Source organism: Pseudomonas sp. KK4 (assembly GCF_001984065.1).
In the GTDB taxonomy this organism is placed as follows: Bacteria; Pseudomonadota; Gammaproteobacteria; order Pseudomonadales; family Pseudomonadaceae; genus Aquipseudomonas.
In genome coordinates, this window is the sequence record NZ_LYVP01000055.1 from 17,666 (window position 1) to 34,790 (window position 17,125).

17 protein-coding genes are annotated in these 17,125 nt (G+C 60.3%); 6 read left to right on the forward strand and 11 right to left on the reverse strand.

The window, feature by feature from the left end; genetic code table 11:
- Positions 1-350 precede the first annotated feature (350 nt).
- The 4 genes from B0W55_RS18310 to B0W55_RS30825 all read right to left on the reverse strand — a co-directional run bounded on the left by B0W55_RS18310 (position 351) and on the right by B0W55_RS30825 (position 5,261).
- Positions 351-1,187 carry a hypothetical protein gene (locus B0W55_RS18310; protein ID WP_077047333.1) on the reverse strand — a complete coding sequence of 279 codons (837 nt, stop codon included), beginning with the start codon at positions 1,185-1,187 and terminating at the stop codon, positions 351-353.
- Complete coding sequence (locus tag B0W55_RS18315; protein ID WP_083743209.1) at positions 1,184-2,782, reverse strand: hypothetical protein; 1,599 nt, start codon at positions 2,780-2,782, stop codon at positions 1,184-1,186. Before B0W55_RS18315 ends, B0W55_RS18310 begins: the two co-directional genes overlap by 4 nt.
- A gap of 37 nt (positions 2,783-2,819) precedes the next feature.
- Complete coding sequence (locus B0W55_RS18320; protein ID WP_077047335.1) at positions 2,820-4,283, reverse strand: OmpA family protein; 1,464 nt, start codon at positions 4,281-4,283, stop codon at positions 2,820-2,822.
- Between the two features lie 762 nt (positions 4,284-5,045).
- A complete protein-coding gene (locus tag B0W55_RS30825) occupies positions 5,046-5,261 on the reverse strand; it encodes a hypothetical protein (protein ID WP_175645522.1) in 216 nt (71 codons plus the stop codon).
- A gap of 138 nt (positions 5,262-5,399) precedes the next feature.
- Here B0W55_RS30825 and B0W55_RS18330 point away from each other — a divergent pair, with 138 nt between their 5' ends.
- Positions 5,400-5,618: a hypothetical protein gene (locus B0W55_RS18330; RefSeq protein WP_077047337.1), complete on the forward strand. Its 219-nt coding sequence runs from the start codon at positions 5,400-5,402 to the stop codon at positions 5,616-5,618.
- 474 nt (positions 5,619-6,092) lie between these two features.
- The gene (locus B0W55_RS18335; RefSeq protein ID WP_077047338.1) at positions 6,093-6,923 is read left to right on the forward strand and encodes a type 1 glutamine amidotransferase domain-containing protein; all 831 of its coding nucleotides are present in this window, start codon (positions 6,093-6,095) and stop codon (positions 6,921-6,923) included.
- A 103-nt stretch (positions 6,924-7,026) separates the two neighbouring features.
- On the opposite strand, the gene B0W55_RS18340 is transcribed toward B0W55_RS18335, so the two are convergent.
- The gene (locus B0W55_RS18340) at positions 7,027-8,160 is read right to left on the reverse strand and encodes an aminotransferase class V-fold PLP-dependent enzyme (RefSeq protein WP_077047339.1); all 1,134 of its coding nucleotides are present in this window, start codon (positions 8,158-8,160) and stop codon (positions 7,027-7,029) included.
- Positions 8,161-8,388: 228 nt separating this feature from the next.
- Here B0W55_RS18340 and B0W55_RS18345 point away from each other — a divergent pair, with 228 nt between their 5' ends.
- On the forward strand, positions 8,389-8,829 hold the full coding sequence (locus tag B0W55_RS18345) for a TspO/MBR family protein (RefSeq protein WP_077047340.1): 441 nt from the start codon (positions 8,389-8,391) through the stop codon (positions 8,827-8,829).
- Between the two features lie 467 nt (positions 8,830-9,296).
- On the opposite strand, the gene B0W55_RS18350 is transcribed toward B0W55_RS18345, so the two are convergent.
- Genes B0W55_RS18350 through B0W55_RS18365 form a run of 4 tightly spaced genes read right to left on the reverse strand, consistent with a single transcriptional unit; the run spans position 9,297 to position 13,074 of the window.
- Positions 9,297-10,106, reverse strand: a complete 810-nt coding sequence (locus tag B0W55_RS18350) for a sugar phosphate isomerase/epimerase (RefSeq protein WP_077047341.1) — start codon at positions 10,104-10,106, stop codon at positions 9,297-9,299.
- The gene (locus tag B0W55_RS18355) at positions 10,103-10,843 is read right to left on the reverse strand and encodes an SDR family NAD(P)-dependent oxidoreductase (RefSeq protein WP_077047342.1); all 741 of its coding nucleotides are present in this window, start codon (positions 10,841-10,843) and stop codon (positions 10,103-10,105) included. The genes B0W55_RS18350 and B0W55_RS18355 overlap by 4 nt, the downstream gene beginning before the upstream one ends.
- The gene (locus B0W55_RS18360; protein ID WP_077047343.1) at positions 10,843-12,189 is read right to left on the reverse strand and encodes an MFS transporter; all 1,347 of its coding nucleotides are present in this window, start codon (positions 12,187-12,189) and stop codon (positions 10,843-10,845) included. Before B0W55_RS18360 ends, B0W55_RS18355 begins: the two co-directional genes overlap by 1 nt.
- Before the next feature lie 51 nt (positions 12,190-12,240).
- Entirely contained in the window at positions 12,241-13,074 is an 834-nt protein-coding gene (locus B0W55_RS18365; protein WP_077047344.1) for an amidohydrolase, read from the reverse strand.
- Positions 13,075-13,224: 150 nt separating this feature from the next.
- On the opposite strand from B0W55_RS18365, the gene B0W55_RS18370 reads away from it, so the two are divergent.
- Entirely contained in the window at positions 13,225-14,175 is a 951-nt protein-coding gene (locus B0W55_RS18370; protein WP_077047345.1) for a LysR family transcriptional regulator, read from the forward strand.
- 3 nt (positions 14,176-14,178) lie between these two features.
- Here the strand turns inward: B0W55_RS18370 and B0W55_RS18375 are convergent, their stop codons facing one another.
- Both B0W55_RS18375 and B0W55_RS18380 read right to left on the reverse strand, forming a co-directional pair.
- On the reverse strand, positions 14,179-15,105 hold the full coding sequence (locus B0W55_RS18375; protein ID WP_077047346.1) for a Gfo/Idh/MocA family protein: 927 nt from the start codon (positions 15,103-15,105) through the stop codon (positions 14,179-14,181).
- A gap of 116 nt (positions 15,106-15,221) precedes the next feature.
- Complete coding sequence (locus B0W55_RS18380; RefSeq protein ID WP_077047347.1) at positions 15,222-16,034, reverse strand: AraC family transcriptional regulator; 813 nt, start codon at positions 16,032-16,034, stop codon at positions 15,222-15,224.
- 132 nt (positions 16,035-16,166) lie between these two features.
- Between B0W55_RS18380 and B0W55_RS18385 the strand changes: the two genes are divergently transcribed.
- A complete protein-coding gene (locus tag B0W55_RS18385) occupies positions 16,167-16,673 on the forward strand; it encodes a carboxymuconolactone decarboxylase family protein (protein WP_077047348.1) in 507 nt (168 codons plus the stop codon).
- Between the two features lie 136 nt (positions 16,674-16,809).
- Positions 16,810-17,061: a glutaredoxin 3 gene (gene grxC / locus B0W55_RS18390; RefSeq protein ID WP_077047353.1), complete on the forward strand. Its 252-nt coding sequence runs from the start codon at positions 16,810-16,812 to the stop codon at positions 17,059-17,061.
- Positions 17,062-17,125: the final 64 nt, after the last annotated feature.

Here is a 17,125-nt window from a genome sequence, read left to right on the forward strand (position 1 = left end):
ACGCAGGTTAGTCGACCGGGGAATCTAGCAAAGCCGGCGCGCCCGAAGGCGCCCTGCGCACAGCCACCATCGAGTGCAGACATCGAACTGCCTGACTGATGAGCTTGTGCAACTCTCTAAATATCCAACCGGGCGACTAAACCCGATCACTGACCATTCAGTGACGCGAATCAAGTTACCCAGCGGCCCCAAGGCGCACAAGCCGGCGGATTCTGGCGTAAGCGTAGGCAATGGTGCAAGGATTTGTGGCTTTCGTCTGGTAACTGTAGGAGGCGTTAAACAAACGCCTCCGGCGTTGTTTAACGCATGAGCACCAACTTGGGTCAATGGACAGCCATGGGCTCTCCCGATTACCTCAGGTCTCCCCCTAAACTCGGCGTGCCAAAGCCTACCAGTGATGCATTGGACTGGCTGAAGTAGCCCGCCCAGAACGCGTTCAACGCATCCATGGTTTTACCTGAGCGATAGTTTTGTTTGATGTCATCGGTGATCAGACCAGCACCCGTGACGTAGACGCGAGCGCCGGAAAGATCAGCGAACAGGTGATGGGCCTGGGCCTTTTTCAGCTCGTCGGCGACCACCAGGTTCTTGATCTGATTTTTCGCGTAGAAGCTGGTGTAGTCGCTGTTTTCCAGCATGTCGCTGATCAAGAGCACCACATGATCGGGGGCCTTTTCGGCTGTTTTGATGTCGTCGCCGATCTTGCGCAAAGCGTTCATGATTTCGCTTCTCGGAATGTCCTGCCGGGCGTCACGCAGACTCTTGACGAACAGCTTGCCGAAACCGATTTCGAAGTCTTGCGGCTGACGGGCCAGGCACTGGTCCAGGGTGCGTAGCTTGCGTGCGCTGGCGTCGTCGCGAGCTTGCTCTGGGACATTTTTGTCGAGCTTGCCGGCATAGATCAAACGTAGGTATTCGCCCGGCAGAAACGCCGAAAAGCTGTAGAGCTTGATGCTATCGCCGGGTTGCACGAAACGGGTGATCTGCCCCCATGCCTGCTTCTGGATATCTTCCGGAACGGGTACGGTCTGGTCGACCACGACGATCAGTTCGCGGCCTGGGGAGGCTGGCTTCAGATCGGGCAGTTGTGCGGTTTCGTAGCAACTTTGCAGGTCGTTGCGCTCGTTGGCCATGGCGATATGAGGCATCACCAGGGCTGCGATGATCAATGCCTTCAGGGCTTTCATGCGCTGACTCCGGCGACCTTGAAGATGCCAAGCTGCTTAAGCAACAACTGTTGTTCACGGACACTCTTGAGAGTGGCTTCGTCTTGCTTGAGCGCTTTTGCCAAGGTTGGCAATTGCTCATCAGTGACGCTCGTGAGGTCGTGGAAGGCATTTGCGTCAATATCTGCCAGCACCGCCACGGGTGCCGCGGCCACAGGTTCGGACACTGCCGCAATGGCTGCTTGCAACGCCGGGACAGGTTGTGCGGCGGGGATCGGCGCTGCCACTTCAACTGCTGGCGCTGGCATCGTGTTGATGCGCTCCTGGCCATGTTTCAGTGCCTTCTCTGCAGTACGACGCACCATCACATACGCGTTGAAGTCACGCTTTTGAATGGCTGAGCCTTTCATCGCGTTGAGGTGTTCGGCGTTGTTGGTCATGCGGGTGGCAAGCTTGTGCTGCAACATGCTCAGCTTATGGTCGGCATGGCCGGAGATCTTGTTGCGCTCGCGCTCCATCCAGCGAACCATTTCGTCCGCGCTGTTGAATTTATGGGTGTAGTTGTAGGCGCGGCGCGAGTGGACACCGGCAAAACCAAAAATGCTTGCGAGCCAGCAGGTGATGCACTGGATGGCGATATAAATGACCGAGAGGATCAGGTAGGTGGTCAGCGATGCGTCCCGGATCGCTTGCATCTTGTCGTCGATGGTTTTGTTGTCCGCCGAGTCGTTGACCGCTTTGGATTCGTCCGGCAGCTCAAACGGGCTGGCTTTGGTGGAGGCGGCACTATGGGCGCTTTCAGCGCGCAGCGAGTTGACCATCTCATCCTGAATGCTGTCGAGCGTCTTGGCGCGAACCACAAAAGCGGCGACCGACATGATCATGATAATGCCGACGAAGGCGCCGATCAGCAGGTACTTGGGCGTAACGTCGACCGAGGTGGCGATGCGCGACAGGATGCGGTTGTAGTCCTTGTCGTTGCTGTCGCTGAAACTGTCTTCGATGTTGATCGAATCGATTTGCTTGAGATGGTTGGAGCGCGAATCGGATGCGTCGCCACGCCACCAGGCGCGGGCTTTCTTGATCAGGCTGTTGTGGTGGATAGCGTGGCCGGCCGCCTCGGCGAAACCGCAGGAAATGACCGCCAGCAGGATTGCCACGCCGATGGCCTGGTAGCGCTTGTCACTGGCCGACGCGTCGAGGCTCAACCAGCCCGACAGTACGTAACCAAAGCCGATGGCTTCAACGACCAACAGGACGGCGGCCAGGACAAACACCCAGGCCGGGCGCGGCTTGCGACCGGCTTCGCCGATTTTCTTCAGGTAATCCTGACACTGGCGAAAGAACTCCGGGCTCTTGTCCACCTGACCGTATGCTTCGTAATAGTCATTGCAAAGATCGTATTCGGAGTTGGTCCAGCCATCCGGGCGAACGGTGGGCTCTTTACTGGCTGAGCGCGATACCGTGCCAATCAGCGGTACACCGTGCCAGATGCGCATGGTGAAGTAGCCGACCTTCTCCCAGTAAAATTTCAATAGGCACAACAGAACGAAAACAGCGGTGATGCTGATGATCGCCATCTCGTTTGCGGCAATAAAAGCCTTGAAAGCTGCCATCGCGGATTCTTGCACGTTCGATATCTCCGTTTATCTACTATTGGGTGCTGACGGGGGCGTATGCGACGGTGTAACTCTGCTCACCGACGGGGTAGAACAACGCACCGCGTTCGGCGGTTGCATTGCCTTTGCTGAATACAACGTCCATGCAGGCGACCGGTGCCTTGGGTTCGCTGATGAATACGCGGTACAACACTTCTTTCTCGCCTTCGTAGGTGTTGGCGACGGCATTCATTTTCGGCAGCGGCTTACGGTTGCCATCGCCATACCCTTTCACCACTTGAATGAAGGGCTGTTTACCGACTTCGGCGCCTTCGCGAAGGATGGAAACCGGGGAAATCGTCACCAGGTTGCCATTGACCGTGTTGGCCCATACCCGGTTGTTGTAGCCCGGCAGGTAGTCGCGGGTTTTCACGCCATCGAGCGGTTTATCGGTAGCCAGGCTGATGACGTCACCGCTTTCTCGCGGCATGTCGTCCTGGCAACTGCCAACGGGAATGTCGTTGGCATTAGCCGCGCTAACGAAGCTGAATCCGCCGGTTTTCGGCGTTATGTTTTGGCCCAGATTCCAATGCATGCTGGCGGTTGGCACACCGCCAAAGTCCACGGCCGGTTTCGCACCGTTGCTGTTTTGAGTGCTGATGGTCTGTGCTGGAGTGACGGCAGGAGACGTTGGCGAGGTCGCCTTTGCCACGACCGCTGGGGCGGCAGGCTTGCTCACCGGTTTGGCAGTGGATGCGCCGTGGGCCAGGTATTTGGCGTTGGACTGCTCGGCTTTGGCGCGCCTGACCAGCAGCTCCTGGGAGGTCAGTTCTGCGATTTCTACCCGGCGGTTTTCAGTACGGCCTTCGAAGGTACTGTTGTCGGCCAATGGCCGCGAAGCGCCGGCACCCTGGTAGAAAATCGACGTCGACGGAATGCCTGCGGCCATCAAGACTTTGCCGACGGTGCGCGCACGGCGCTCGGACAGTTTCTGATTGGTTGTGCTGCTGCCCGTGGCATCGGTATGGCCTACCACCAGTAAACGTCGGGTGTTCGCTATTTTCGGATCGACATTGGCGTAAGCGGCGGCCACTTTGGCGACGCTGCGCTGGCCGCTGACAGTGAGTTGCTCAGAGCCGGTATCGAACATTCCTGAGTCTTCGATTTGCGTCACCAGGCCGGCATCCACCGGCGCGGCATTGGGTGTGGCTGACGCAGTCTGAAGTTGTTCTGAATGGATGTTCAGGTGTTCTTCCTTGGCGATGCGATCGAGCTCTTGCATCCGGCTTTGCCAGACCGAGCCTGCGTAGCAGCCAACTGCTGTGCCCGCCGCAGCCCCTATCAATGCGCCTTTGTTGCCATTTAAGGCATAACCCGCCGCACCGCCGACAACCAACCCGGCACCGCACAAGATTGCCGTGCCGTAGTCTTTGCCCAGTTGATCGAATTGGGCAGTAGAGCACCCGGAAGCCAGCAGCAATGCACTGGCAAGCGTCGTGAAACGAAATGCGTTGGTCATCTCAAGTCCATTTCAATGCTGTTCTACAAAACGTCGTTTCACCGCAATGCTGATAAAAGCTCAGTATCCAGGCAAAACCGAATGCGTTCGGGAAGTGCGTATTGGGGGCAAGGCAAAGCGCTGACCGTGGTTAAGGGTTGTCAGCGCACGAGCGCGGTTGGGAAGGAGGTAACTGAACAAGCCCCGGCGCGATACTTTTAATTCACGCGCAGGTTTTGGCAGGCCGGGTCGCACAATAATGGCCAAGGCGAAATGGGTAATCTTGCTCAAACGAAGTCCTTTTCCAGGGAATGCACTGCCGTGTCCTGAATGATGGCTAAAAGGCATCATTTTTTTGATACTAAATGCAACAAGGAGGGAAGTCACGAAAATGTTTGGTCTGGGAAGTCCTGTATAATGTCCCGTAAAGCGGGTTGTTGAGGGGAAAGTCCTCGCGATGGGTTCAACGATAACGCGGGGCGTCTGGGTGACCGTGCTGTCTGGGCATTCTTCGCGAGCGAGCTCGCTCCTACAGTGGATGGGCTGGGTTTGGAGCATTCACAAGTAATGTTCAACGCCTCACCACTCCCCCCACACTATCGGGTAGCCACCATCGCAGCGGCTTCAGCTATCCCTTTCGAGCAAACACCTTCCATGTCCTTCGTTCCTTCTTTTTTTGATTTCCTGATCACTCACCTTCAGCAGGATGAGCGGCGACGCATGCTGTCCTCCATCGCCGTCACAGCCGCACCGTAACATTGGCTGAGCCTGGAAGCTTCAGCGTTACTGGACATCCATCGCGATCGTTTCGGTCTGGGCCAGCCACTGAGCGATCGGCACAATGTCCCTCGCTGGCTGATCGCTGCTGAGAGGAAGAAGGTGGACCTGTGGATCGAAGACCACCGGGGTGAACTGCCACCCCATGCCGTTGAGTTCAAAGTCGTCCACAACAATAAAAATGCGTACCAGAAGGTGTGGGAAATTCGTTGCGATCTGCAAAAGGTGATCCCTAATACCGACTGGAATGAACGGCGAGTTGAATCCGCCAGTCCCACTATTCAATCGATAGAGGCAATGCGCTATCATGTGCCCGCCCCTGGAGGGGTAATCTTTTGACATTCTGCAAGGAATACGCCCGTGAAAGACTTCGTCATCAGCGTCAATAACATCGTTCTCTACGTCTCCCTGGCCGTGATCTGGCTCATCGCGTTGATCTCCCTGTTCACCAGCGGCTTCTTGCCAGCCCTGGGGATTTTTGTGGTCGGCACCCTGGTTTGGTGCATCGTTTCCGGCTTCTGGTTCGTCCAGTCGGCTACCTACGAAGAGCTGCGCAAGCTCAACGCCAACAAAGGCTGAAGTGCCAGGGCGGCGCGCAAGTGTGCCGTCCTGCCAAAGGCGCTTGGCTTCGTACCAAGCGCGTTTGCCCGCTACGGGCTCGCATAATTCCCCCCCGTGCTTTCTGAAACCCGAGAATGCCTTGCCCTGAGCATGATCGCGCTTGCCAATCCAGCTGGGCGCTCTGCACTTGAGACTGCGCGGCACCGACCGCGATGTGTTCACAAAGGGCCGCCACAGTATGTTTTTGCTGGCCAGCCTGAATTCCCAATTCCCCATAAACCCCTATACAAACTTGTGCGTTCTTAAATGGATTTTCGAAGCACTTTCCTGCGGGCAAAAAAAGACTCGCCTGAAAGGCGAGTCAAAAAACGAAGGACCGGCTGCTATGCATTAATTACTCAATGTAACAAGTGAAAATCAATCCAGGCACTCTATCATTCCCAGCTCCAGCAATAAGATGGCGCCAGCAAACCATCCCATCTGGAGAATCCCGTGAAAAAAACCATCATTGCCGCTCTGCTCGCTGCTGCTGCCAACTACGCCAACGCCGGCACGGTACTGGTTGTACTGTCGGATCAGGATCGACTGGACCTGAAAGACGGCAAGGTCATGCAGACCGGTTTCTTCCTGAACGAATTGATGCAACCGGTGCAGACCTTCATCGCGGCGGGTCAAACCGTGGTATTTGCCACCCCGAGCGGCAAGGCGCCGACTGCGGATCAGAAGTCCAATGATGTGAGCTTCTGGGGCGGCGATGAGAAGGCCCGTCAGGAAAGCCTTGCCCTGCTGGACACGCTGAAGCTGACCTCCAAGAGCGGCTCGCCGGCAATCAGCTTCGCCCAGGTTCAGAAAATCGGCTACGACAAGTTCGATGCCGTGTTCGTGCCTGGCGGCCATATCCCGATGCAGGATCTGCTCAAGGACAAGCAACTGGGCCAACTGCTGACCAACTTCCATGAAAAAGGCAAGATCACCGGCTTCACCTGCCATGGCACCATCGCCATGTTGTCGGCGATCCCGGACGCGCACGGTTTTGTCTCCGCACTGGAGTCGGGCAAACAGCCGGCAGCGCCAGCCAACTGGATTTACAAGGGCTACAAAGTCACCGCCTTCACCGACGCGGAAGAGGAACAGGCCAAAGGCTTCCTCGGCGGCGGCCATATGAAACTGTTTCCGCAGGATGGCCTGACGGCAGCCGGCGCCAACTTCTCCGAAGCCAAGCCCTGGAGCGAGAACGTGATCCAGGACCGTGAAGTCATTTCCGGCCAGAACCCACAGTCGGCCAAGGCCGTCGCCGTGGCCATCCTGGCGAAAATGAAGTAAGCCCGGGAAAGCCGGATCGTAGGTGCTGTGGGTCGATTGCTGACTGTCCCATCATCAGCGTTGGGTCGACCCACATCATGCAGCTGCCCATCATCCGTCCCGTTTAGCGACTCATCACCTCATCCAGTGCCTGCTCAAGGGTGCTGACCGTGCGCTCGATGTTGTGCAGCTTTTCGAGTCCGAACAGACCGATGCGGAACGTCTGGAAGTCCGCCGGCTCGTCGCATTGCAACGGCACCCCGGCGGCAATCTGCAGGCCATGGCTGGCAAATTTCTTGCCGTTCTTGATGTCGGCGTCGTCGGTGTAGCTCACCACCACGCCCGGGGCCTGGAAGCCGGGGGCGGCCACGCTTTTGAAGCCTTTGTGGGTCAACATTGCGCGCACCCGATCGCCCAGCGCCTGCTGTTCATTGCGGACCTTTTCAAAGCCATAGGCTTGCGTCTCTTTCATCACGTCGTTGAATCGCGCGAGGGCATCGCTGGGCATGGTCGCATGGTAGGCATGGCCGCCCTGTTCGTAGGCCTGCATGATCTGCAGCCACTTTTTCAGGTCGCAGGCGAAGCTGCTGCTTTGCGTCTGTTCGATGCGCCCCAGGGCCAGCGAACTGAACATCACCAGGGCGCAGCAAGGCGAGGCGCTCCAGCCTTTCTGCGGTGCGCTGATCAGCAGGTCGACTGCGCATTTGTGCATGTCCACCCACAGCGTGCCGGAGGCGATGCAGTCCAGCACGAACAGGCCACCCACCGCATGCACGGCGTCGCCGACGGCCCGCAGGTACTCGTCGGGCAGGATAATCCCTGAAGAAGTTTCAACGTGGGGGGCGAAGACGATTTGCGGCTTATGTGTCTCAATGGCTGCCAGCACTTCATCCAGAGGCGGTGGCGCGTAGGCCGCCTGGCGACCGGTGTCGACCGGTCGGGCTTTGAGCACCGTGGTGGCCGCTGGAATCTTGCCCATCTCGAGGATCTGGCTCCAGCGATAACTGAACCAGCCGTTGCGGATCACCAGGCATTGCTGGTCGGTGGCGAACTGTCGAGCCACCGCTTCCATGCCGAATGTACCGCTGCCCGGGACCACCGCAACGGCCTGGGCGTTGTAGACCTGTTTGAGGGTGGTGGAAATGTTCTTCATCACGCCTTGAAAGGACTGCGACATGTGGTTGAGCGAGCGGTCGGTGTAGACCACTGAATACTCGACCAGCCCCTCGGGATCGATACTGGGATATAGCTTTGACATGGAGTGACTCCTTTGGCAGAGATATCAGTGCTATTGACCCTGCCCTAAGCCTTGGCAAATGACAAGATTGCTCGTGGTTGAATGGCGAGTCGTGGGGGGGGCGAACGGCGCGGATCAGAGAAATGTCCTCCCCTCCTGCAAACTTTTCGCCACCGTGGGCGTCCCTTCTTTAAGACCGCCGACCTGGCGTTTGAACCCAGACAGCTGACCCTCAGCCAAGGATGAATGATGACTTTCCTGATTTTTCTTCTGGCCTGCGGTGCCGCAGGCAGCACGGGCCTCTTCTTCAAACCGGGCCCTTGGTACGAATCGCTCGCCAAACCCAGCTTCACCCCTCCCAACTGGCTGTTCCCGGTGGCCTGGACAACGATCTATCTGTTGCTGGCCTGGGCCGGTTACCGGCTCAGCCTGATCCCCGGAACCCAAGCGGTGCTGGCGCTATGGGCGGCGCAGATTGCGCTGAATACGCTGTGGACCCCGGTGTTCTTCGGCGCGAACCGCATTTTTGCCGCGATGGTGATCCTGATACTGCTCTGGCTGGTGGTCGCTGCCCTGGTGGTGATGGCCTTGCAGTTTGACGTGATCACCGGGTTGATCCTGTTTCCTTACCTGGTGTGGCTGTGCGTGGCGGCGGCGTTGAATTTCTCCATCTGGCGGCACAACCGTTGATGCTGTAGGAGCGAGCTCGCTCGCGATGGTCGTGAACGATGACGCGGGAAACCTGATGCCCAGCGGTGTTCTCTGGTTTTTCGCGAGCGAGCTCGCTCCTACAGGGGAACGCGGTTAACTGTAGGAGCGAGCTTGCTCGCGATGGTGGTCAACGATGACGCGGGGAACCTGATGCCCAGCGGTGTTCTCCGGTTTTTCGCGAGCATGCTCGCTCCTACAGGGGAACGCGGTCGTTTGTAGGAGCGAGCTCGCTCGCGATGGTGGTCAACGATAACGCGGGAAACCTGATGCCCCGCGGTGTTCTCTGGTTTTTCGCGAGCATGCTCGCTCCTACAGGGGAATGCGATTAACTGTAGGAGCGAGCTTGCTCGCGATGGTGGTCAACGATGACGCGGGGAACCTGATGCCCAGCGGTGTTCTCCGGTTTTTCGCGAGCGAGCTCGCTCCTACAGGGGATGTCGGGTTGGTTAAATGGTTTGTGGCGTCTTCGAACTGTGCAGCCAGGCGCGGGTGAGGGTGAAGGCTCGGGCCAGGCGCGCAGCGGCGTCCATCCCGGGGCATGGGACTTCCACGCTGCCGTGCACTTGAGGTGGCAACGCCTGGAGCAGTCCGGCCAAGGGCAATTCGCCCTGCCCCGGCGCGAGGCGCCCCTCCCGCGCCTCGCGAATAATCCCCTCGCCCGTGGGCGCCAACGCCGGCGCGTCGCACCATTGCACGCCATGGATATAACGGGGGTCCAGTTGCGCCACCGCTGCGGCATCACCACCGGAGCGGAACAGGTGCAAGGCATCGATCAGCACCCCACCGTTGGCCTGCCCCGCCGCCGCAACTAGCGCGACGGCCTGTTGCAGGTCGCCGATCTGGCGCCAGCGCATGAACTCCAGATCCACCCGCAGCCCATATCCGCCGGCCAGTTCGCACAGGGCGGTGAAGTTGTCCGTGAGCCGCGACTGCTGCGGATCATCCCCCGACACCGTGATGCAACGCGCGCCCAATTGCGCCCCGGCCTCCAGCAACATCGCCAGCCCGGCGATGTCCACGCCGGGTTTGAGCTCGACGAATTCGATCTCGTTGACCACTACCCCTTCATCGTCCAGCGTGCGCTTCAACTGCCGCAACGCCTGGCTGCCCGGCGCCAGCGGGTAAGCGATGCCACCCGCCATGGCCGGGTGCAGGCGCAGCCCGACCGAGCTGAAACCCGCTCGACTCGCCTCCCTCACCAGCACCTGCGGCGCCAGCTCCAGCGCGGTGAGGTGCGCGACACCCAGGCCACTCAATAGGTGGCCCTCCCGCCGCTGAGGTCGAACACAAAACCGGTGGTAAAGCTGCATTCGGGCCCGGCGATCCAGGTCACCATGTTGGCGATCTCCTCGATTTGCAGGAAGCGCCCCATGGGGATCTTGGCCTTGCTCGCCGCGATGTGCTCCGGCGTCATCTCCGCCAGCAGCCCGGTCTCGACCATGGCCGGCGCGATGCAGTTGAGTAGCACACCGTCCTGGGCCAGTTCCTTGGCCGCGGCCTTGGTGAACGCAATGACGCCGGCCTTGGCCGCCGAATAGCCAGAGATGTACTGCACACCGTCCTTGCCGGCCATCGAGGCGACATTGACGATGCGCCCGTAGCCGCGCTCACGCATGTGCGCGATGGCGGTGCGGCAGCAATAGAACACCGCAGTCAGGTCGACGGCGATGACCTGGTCCCAGGCCGCCGTCGGGTATTCCCAGGACGGCGCCACCGGGCCATTGATCCCGGCGTTGTTGACCAGGATATCGACCTGCCCCTGCTGCACCAGCACCTCTTTGAACGCCGCCTCCACCGACGCCAGCGAGGCCACATTCACCGCCTGGCGCATCACCGGTTCAAAGCCGTTGGCGACGCTGTCCCAGCCCTCCACCGCCAGATCCCAGATGACGATCTGCGCGCCAGCGGTGTGCAAGCGCCGGGCAATCCCCAGGCCAATGCCGCGCATGCCGCCGGTGACGATGGCCGTCTGGCCTTCCAGGTAACGAGTCATCAGTGAGCTCCTTGTTGAACGGTTTGGATGTCAGGCAGGCGCTGCAGATCGCGCACCATGAACAGGTAGCACAGCGCGCCCAGTACGGTGATCGAGGACACGAACGCCAGGGCCCAGACGAACGAGCCGGTGCTGGTGACGATCACGCCGATGGTCAGCGGGGTGACGATGCCGGCCGCGTTGGCGAACAGGTTGAACACGCCGCCGCTCAGGCCCAGCAGGCCTTTGGGGGCGATGTCGGAGACAATCATCCAGGCCAGCGCCGACATGCCCTGGGCGAAATACGCCACGCACAGGATGGCGATCACCAGCGCATCGGAGTCCACGTAGTTGGCCAACACGATCACCGAGGCGGTCAAAAGCCCTGCGATTACCGGCAATTTGCGTGCGACGTTCAGCGAATAGCCACGGCGCAACAGGGCGTCCGACAGCCAGCCGCCGGCCAGGGTGCCCAGGGACGCGGCAATGAACGGCAGCACCGCCACCCAACCCACCTTGAGCCAGGGCATGTGCCGCTCGGTGACCAGATAGGTAGGGAACCAGGTCAGGAAAAACACGTTGGTCGAGTTGCAGGCGAACTGCCCCAGGCAGATCCCCAGCATGTTGCGATGCTTGAGCAATGCGGGGATCTGCGACCAGGAAAACCGCGTGGCTTTCTGGCCGCCATCGACCACCCCGCCACCCGCGGCGATGTAGTCCAGTTCCGCTTGGTTGGCCGTGGTCGACTCATGGGGCTCGTGGTATTTGCGCCACCACACCAGGCCATAGAGCACACCCATAATGCCCACCGCCACCAGCAATACGCGCCAGCCATAGGCGTGCAGCACCCAGAACAACAACGGTGTGAGAAAGGCCAGGCCAACGTATTCGGCGAAGGTGTAGATACCGGTCGCCCGCGCCCGCTCACTCTGCGGGAACCAGGTCGCGACTACGCGGCTGTTGGTAGGAAAGCACGGCGCTTCGCTGGCGCCCACCAGCAGGCGAAAACCCAGCAGCGACAGAAAGCCCTGGGCCAGGCCCTGCAGGCCAGTGAACAACGACCACAAGGTCAGCGCCAGCCAGTAGGTGAACTTGGTGCCCAAACGGTCAATGAGGATGCCGCCGGGAATCTGCGCGGCGGCGTAGGTCCAGGAAAACGCAGAGAAGATCAGCCCCATCATCACCGCGTTCAGCCCCAGGTCGGCGCTGATGCTGGGGGCGGCGATGCCCATCACGCTGCGGTCCAGGTAGTTGATCATGGTGCCGCCGGAAATCAGCGCCAGGATCATGAAGCGGGTGCGGGTCCTGGCGGCTTGCGTCGCCGGACGGGCGAGCGCCGCCGTCGCGAATCTATTGTCGGTCGTCATGGTGTTGTTCCTTGTTTTTATTGGGGTATTACGGGCAGCACCGCTGCCGATTCAACGCTCGCCAAAGCCGAACAGCCGCCGTGGCGTGTCCCACATCACGTTTCTCCTCACACTTGCATCGGGCATCAATCGTTCGGCCAGCTTAAGCAGCGGGCCGTAGTCCACCCGCGATGGCTCGCGAATGAACGGCCAGTCCGAGCCCCACACGCAGGCATCCGGGCCAAAGGCCTGGAGCAATGCACATACGTAGGTGCCGGCCTGTTCATCGAGATGATCGCGGGCGGCGAACTTCTGCATGCCGGAGATCTTCACCCAGGCCCGGCCACTGTCGGCCAGGTCCAGCAGTGCGCGGAACCCCGGCTGGTCAAGGCCTGCGCGGGCCTCGGGGCGGCCACAGTGATCGATGAGCAGCCGCGGCGCGGTCAATTCGATCAGGCCCAGCAATTCGACCAATTGATCGCCCTGCACCTGAATCTGCGCGAACAGGTCCAACTCGGCGAGCCGCCCGAACAGCCCGGCCGCGTCACTCATGACCGCCACGCCTTCCAGCGCCGGATTGAAGGCGACACCCACCACGCCCTGCTCCTTGAGCGCCGCCAGTTCAAGCAAGCTGATGTCATGGTCGACCACAGCGATGCCCTTGAAACGGCCTTCGCCATGGGCCAGTGCATGCAGCAGGCAGCGGTTGTCGGTGCGGTAGCCGCTGCTCGGCCCCACCAGCAGCGCGTGGTGCACCCCGTAGGCGTCCATGACCCGGGCGAACTGCTCCAGCGGTGCGACCTCCTGGCCGGCCGGTGCGTAGACCGTGTCGGCGCGATAGGCAAAGCGTGCGGGGTCAAACAAATGGTTATGGCAATCGATCTTGGGTTCGTCGTAAATGCTCAAGGCTGCTCCCGCCAAGCGTCTCTGCGCTTGCTCGCTGATCTTTGTTATTGTTCGCCGCGCCGGGCGATTGAGTTGCAGTGAAGATACGACCCGGCGCTCGATCGCGCTCATACCCAGATCGCTCGAACAATAACCAAAGGTTAATGACCCATGCTCAACGAAGCCCCCGAAGCCACGACGATGGTGTTCAAGCTGCGGCACATGGAAGTGTTCCGGGCGGTGATGCTGACCGGCTCGATCAGCGGGGCAGCGAAGATGCTGTACGTGTCGCAGCCAGCGGTGAGCAAACTGATCACCTACATCGAAAGTCGGCTGGCCTACCGCCTGTTCCAGCGCATCAACAATCGCCTGGTGCCCACCGCCGAAGCGGTGACCCTGTACCGGGAAGTCGAGCGGGTCTATCAGGCCGCGCTGGCGGTCAACGAGTGCGCGCGGGCCCTGGCCAACGGCCCCCATCACCAATTGCGAATCTGCTGCAGCGCATCATTGTCGACGGTGGTCATTCCAGGCGCCCTGGCCCAGCTCAAGCGGGAAATGCCGGCGCTGAACATCGAATGGCAAACCACGTTGATGGGCGATATGCCCAACCAGATCCTGTCGAAGAAAGTCGACCTGGCGATTTCCGCGCTGCCGCTGATCCACGATCACCTGCACTCGATGGCCTTCATGCGCGCACGCATGGTCTGCGTGATGCCGGCGGATCACCCGTTTGCCGGCAGGGCTGCGTTGTCGCTGCACGATCTGGTCGACCAGCCGTTGCTGCTGTTTCGCCCCGACATGCCGTTTGGCCGGTTGCTGGCCGAGGAAATCGAACGCCAGGGCCTGAACCTGGGTTCGATGCTGAACTTCACCAACGCCAACGAAGCGGTGGCGCTGGTCAAGCAAGGCATGGGCCTGACCATCATCGATGAGTTCGTGGCCCAGGACAGCGGCCTGGTGGTGGTGCCGCTGGTGGAGGCGATTCACTTCGACATCAGTTTTGTCTATTCGAAGTTCGAACCGCTGTCGGCCTCATCCGCCCGGCTGATGCAGGTGCTGCATCGCCAGGCGGTGAAACTGGGACGGGTGATTCCCGGGTTTGAATTGCCGCCGATGGCTTGAGGATCAGTCGAAGAACGGCTCGACCAACTCCCGACTGCCGACGAAGAAACTGTCCGCGACCAGGCGCAACGGTTGCAGGTCCAGGTCACTGGCTTTGTCGTTGATCAGCTGTTGGAAGTGGCGATAGACCGCGGCGTACTCGCCCTCCTCCGATACGGTCTGGCGTACACCGTCGATGCTCAACAGCGCACCGCCGTTGTCCAGGCGCAGGACGCCTTCGGTGCAGCGGATTTCGATGCTCCACAACTCGTCATGACCATGGTCGAAATCGAACTCGGCGCGCACGTCGAGTTGGCGTGCATCGGACATTTTGATCGAAGCGGCAATCGGCGACTGGCAGTTGCTCGGCACGCGCAATTGCGCAGATTCGACGAACAGCGGCAGCGCCAGCAGATGGGTGACGATGGACAGGGCGTTGATGCCCGGATCGAACACGCCCAGGCCACCGGGTTGCCAGATCCACGCCTGGCCGGGGTGCCATTTGCGCACGTCTTCCTTCCAGTCGATCTGCACGCTTTGCAGGGTGCGGCTGGCCAGCCAGTCGCGAGCGGCTTCGATGCCGGGGGCGTAGCGCGAATGCCAGGCGAACAGGCCGCTGACGCCCTGCTCTTTTGTTTGTTCCACCAGTGCCAGCGCTTCACCCAGGGTGGCGCAGGGTGGTTTTTCCACCAGCACATGCTTGCCGGCGGCCAGCGCCTGTTGAACCAGGGCGAAGCGCCCTTGGGGCGGTGTGCAGAAGGCGATGGCATCGACCTGCGGGCCGTTTTCCAGCAGCTCGCTCAGGGACTTGAAGTTTTCCACGCCGGCGCAGGGCTGGCCTTGGGTTGCCACAGCCACCAACTGGAACGCAGGGTTGGCGCTGATCGCGGGAACGTGCTGATCCTGGGCAATCTTGCCGTAACCCACCAGACCGAGACGGATCGGTTGCATCAATGACTCCTGATTGTTTGATTTGTTTTGAGAAGCGAGCTGGCGAGATTACGTTTGTCCGGTGGGGAAGTCATCTACGACCTTCGGCGCTCAAGTCGCGGCGTGCCCCATGCGCTTCATCCTCTCCACTCTCGCGGGCTGAGCCCGGTCTTGCGGCGAAACGCCCGGGCCAGGGCCGAGGCGCTTTCATAGCCGACTTCTTCGGCGATCAGCGCGATCGGCTTGCCCTCACGCAGGCGTTTCTGCGCCAGGCTGATGCGCCAGCTCACCAGATAATCCACCGGGGCCTGACCAACCACACGCTTGAAGTGTTCGGCAAAGCTGGCCCGGGACATATTGGCCAGGGTCGAGAGTTCGGCCACGCTCCAGGGTTTGCCCGGTTCTTCGTGCATCACGCTCAACGGGCGTGCCAGGCGCGAATCCGCCAGGCCCGCCATCATGCCCGGCTGTTGATTGCCGGTGCTGAGGATGTGGCGCAGCAACAGGATCACCAACAGTTCGAACAAGCGATCCATCACCGCCTGGCGACCGCAGGTGCCGTCGAACGCCTCGTTGAACAACCATTGCAGGGTGCTGGCCAGGGTGGGGATTTCGTCGAGTTTGAGCACCAGGTAATCCGGCAGCGCGGTGGCCAGGGCATTGCCCGAGCCGCCGTCGAAACTCAGGGAGGCGCACACCAGTTGCGCGCCGGAGTCTTCAGTGGCGAACAGACGGTGTCGGTAAGGCCTGGGGAAAAAAATCAGGGTCGGCTCGCTGAGGTGCAGGTCGGGCTGGTCACCCAGCTTCAGGTCGACCGCGCCGGCTTGCAACAGGTGCACGTGGCCGTACGCCTGGGTGCCGTCGATGGCAGTGATGCCACAGAAGCTGCCGCTGTGGAAGGTACCGGCGTTGACGCCGAAATGGCTGAGCAAGGTGGACAAACGATCCATGGGGAGGCTCCCGAGAGCAGGTCTGGACGATCTGTCGTATATCGTCGACGATTTGCACCCAATTATCCAGCACCAATCATTAGCATCTACTCCATACCCAGCGCGTGTCGCGCTGAATACAGGAGAATCATCATGACTCGCATTATCCCGGTTGAACACGCCACCGACGCCACCCGCCCGTTCCTGGAAGGTGTGGAAAAGAAAATCGGCTTCCTGCCCAACGTATTCCGTGTGCTGGCCCATGCTCCGGCGGTGCTGGCCTCTTACATGCAAAACTCGGCGGCACTGGGCAAGACGTCCCTGAGCGCTACCGAGAAGGAATCGGTCTTCCTCGCCACGTCCGAGGTTAACGGTTGCGACTATTGCGTGGCGGCGCACACGCTGTTCGCCGGCAAGGCCGGGCTGTCCAGCCAGGAAATCCGCAGCGCCCGTGAAGGCAAACTCGACGCCTTCGCCTTGCTTGCCCGTCAGATCACCGAAAGCCGTGGCCACTTGACCAGCGACCAAATCGCCGCTGCCCGCGCTGCCGGGATCAACGATGCAAAAATCGTTGAGGTGGTTGCCCATGTGGCGTCGCAGACGCTGACCAACTACCTGAACAACGTTGCCCTGACCGAGATCGACTTTCCAGCTGTTTGAAACATAGCCTCCTGTAGGAGCGAGCTCGCTCGCGATGGTGCTCAACGATGACGCGGGCATTCTGAATAAACGCGGCGTCCTCACGATCATCGCGAGCAAGCTCGCTCCTACAGTTGCCCTCACTTGGAGAATCAACATGAACACCGTCACCCTCTACACCACCGAAACCTGCCCCTACTGCCGCAGCGCCAAATCCCTGCTGGCCGGCAAAGGCATCACGATGCAAGAGATCAACGTCCAGCGCGCGCCGGGCAAGCTCGAAGAAATGGTCAAACGCAGCGGCCGCCGCACCGTGCCGCAAATCTTCATCGGCGACACCCACATCGGCGGCTTCGACGACCTGGCCAAACTCGACCGCCAGGGCGGCCTGATGCCACTGCTGGCCTGAGCCTGCCGTCCACAAAGCTCACGATCAACACAAAACCTGTGGGAGCGGGCTTGCTCGCGAAAGC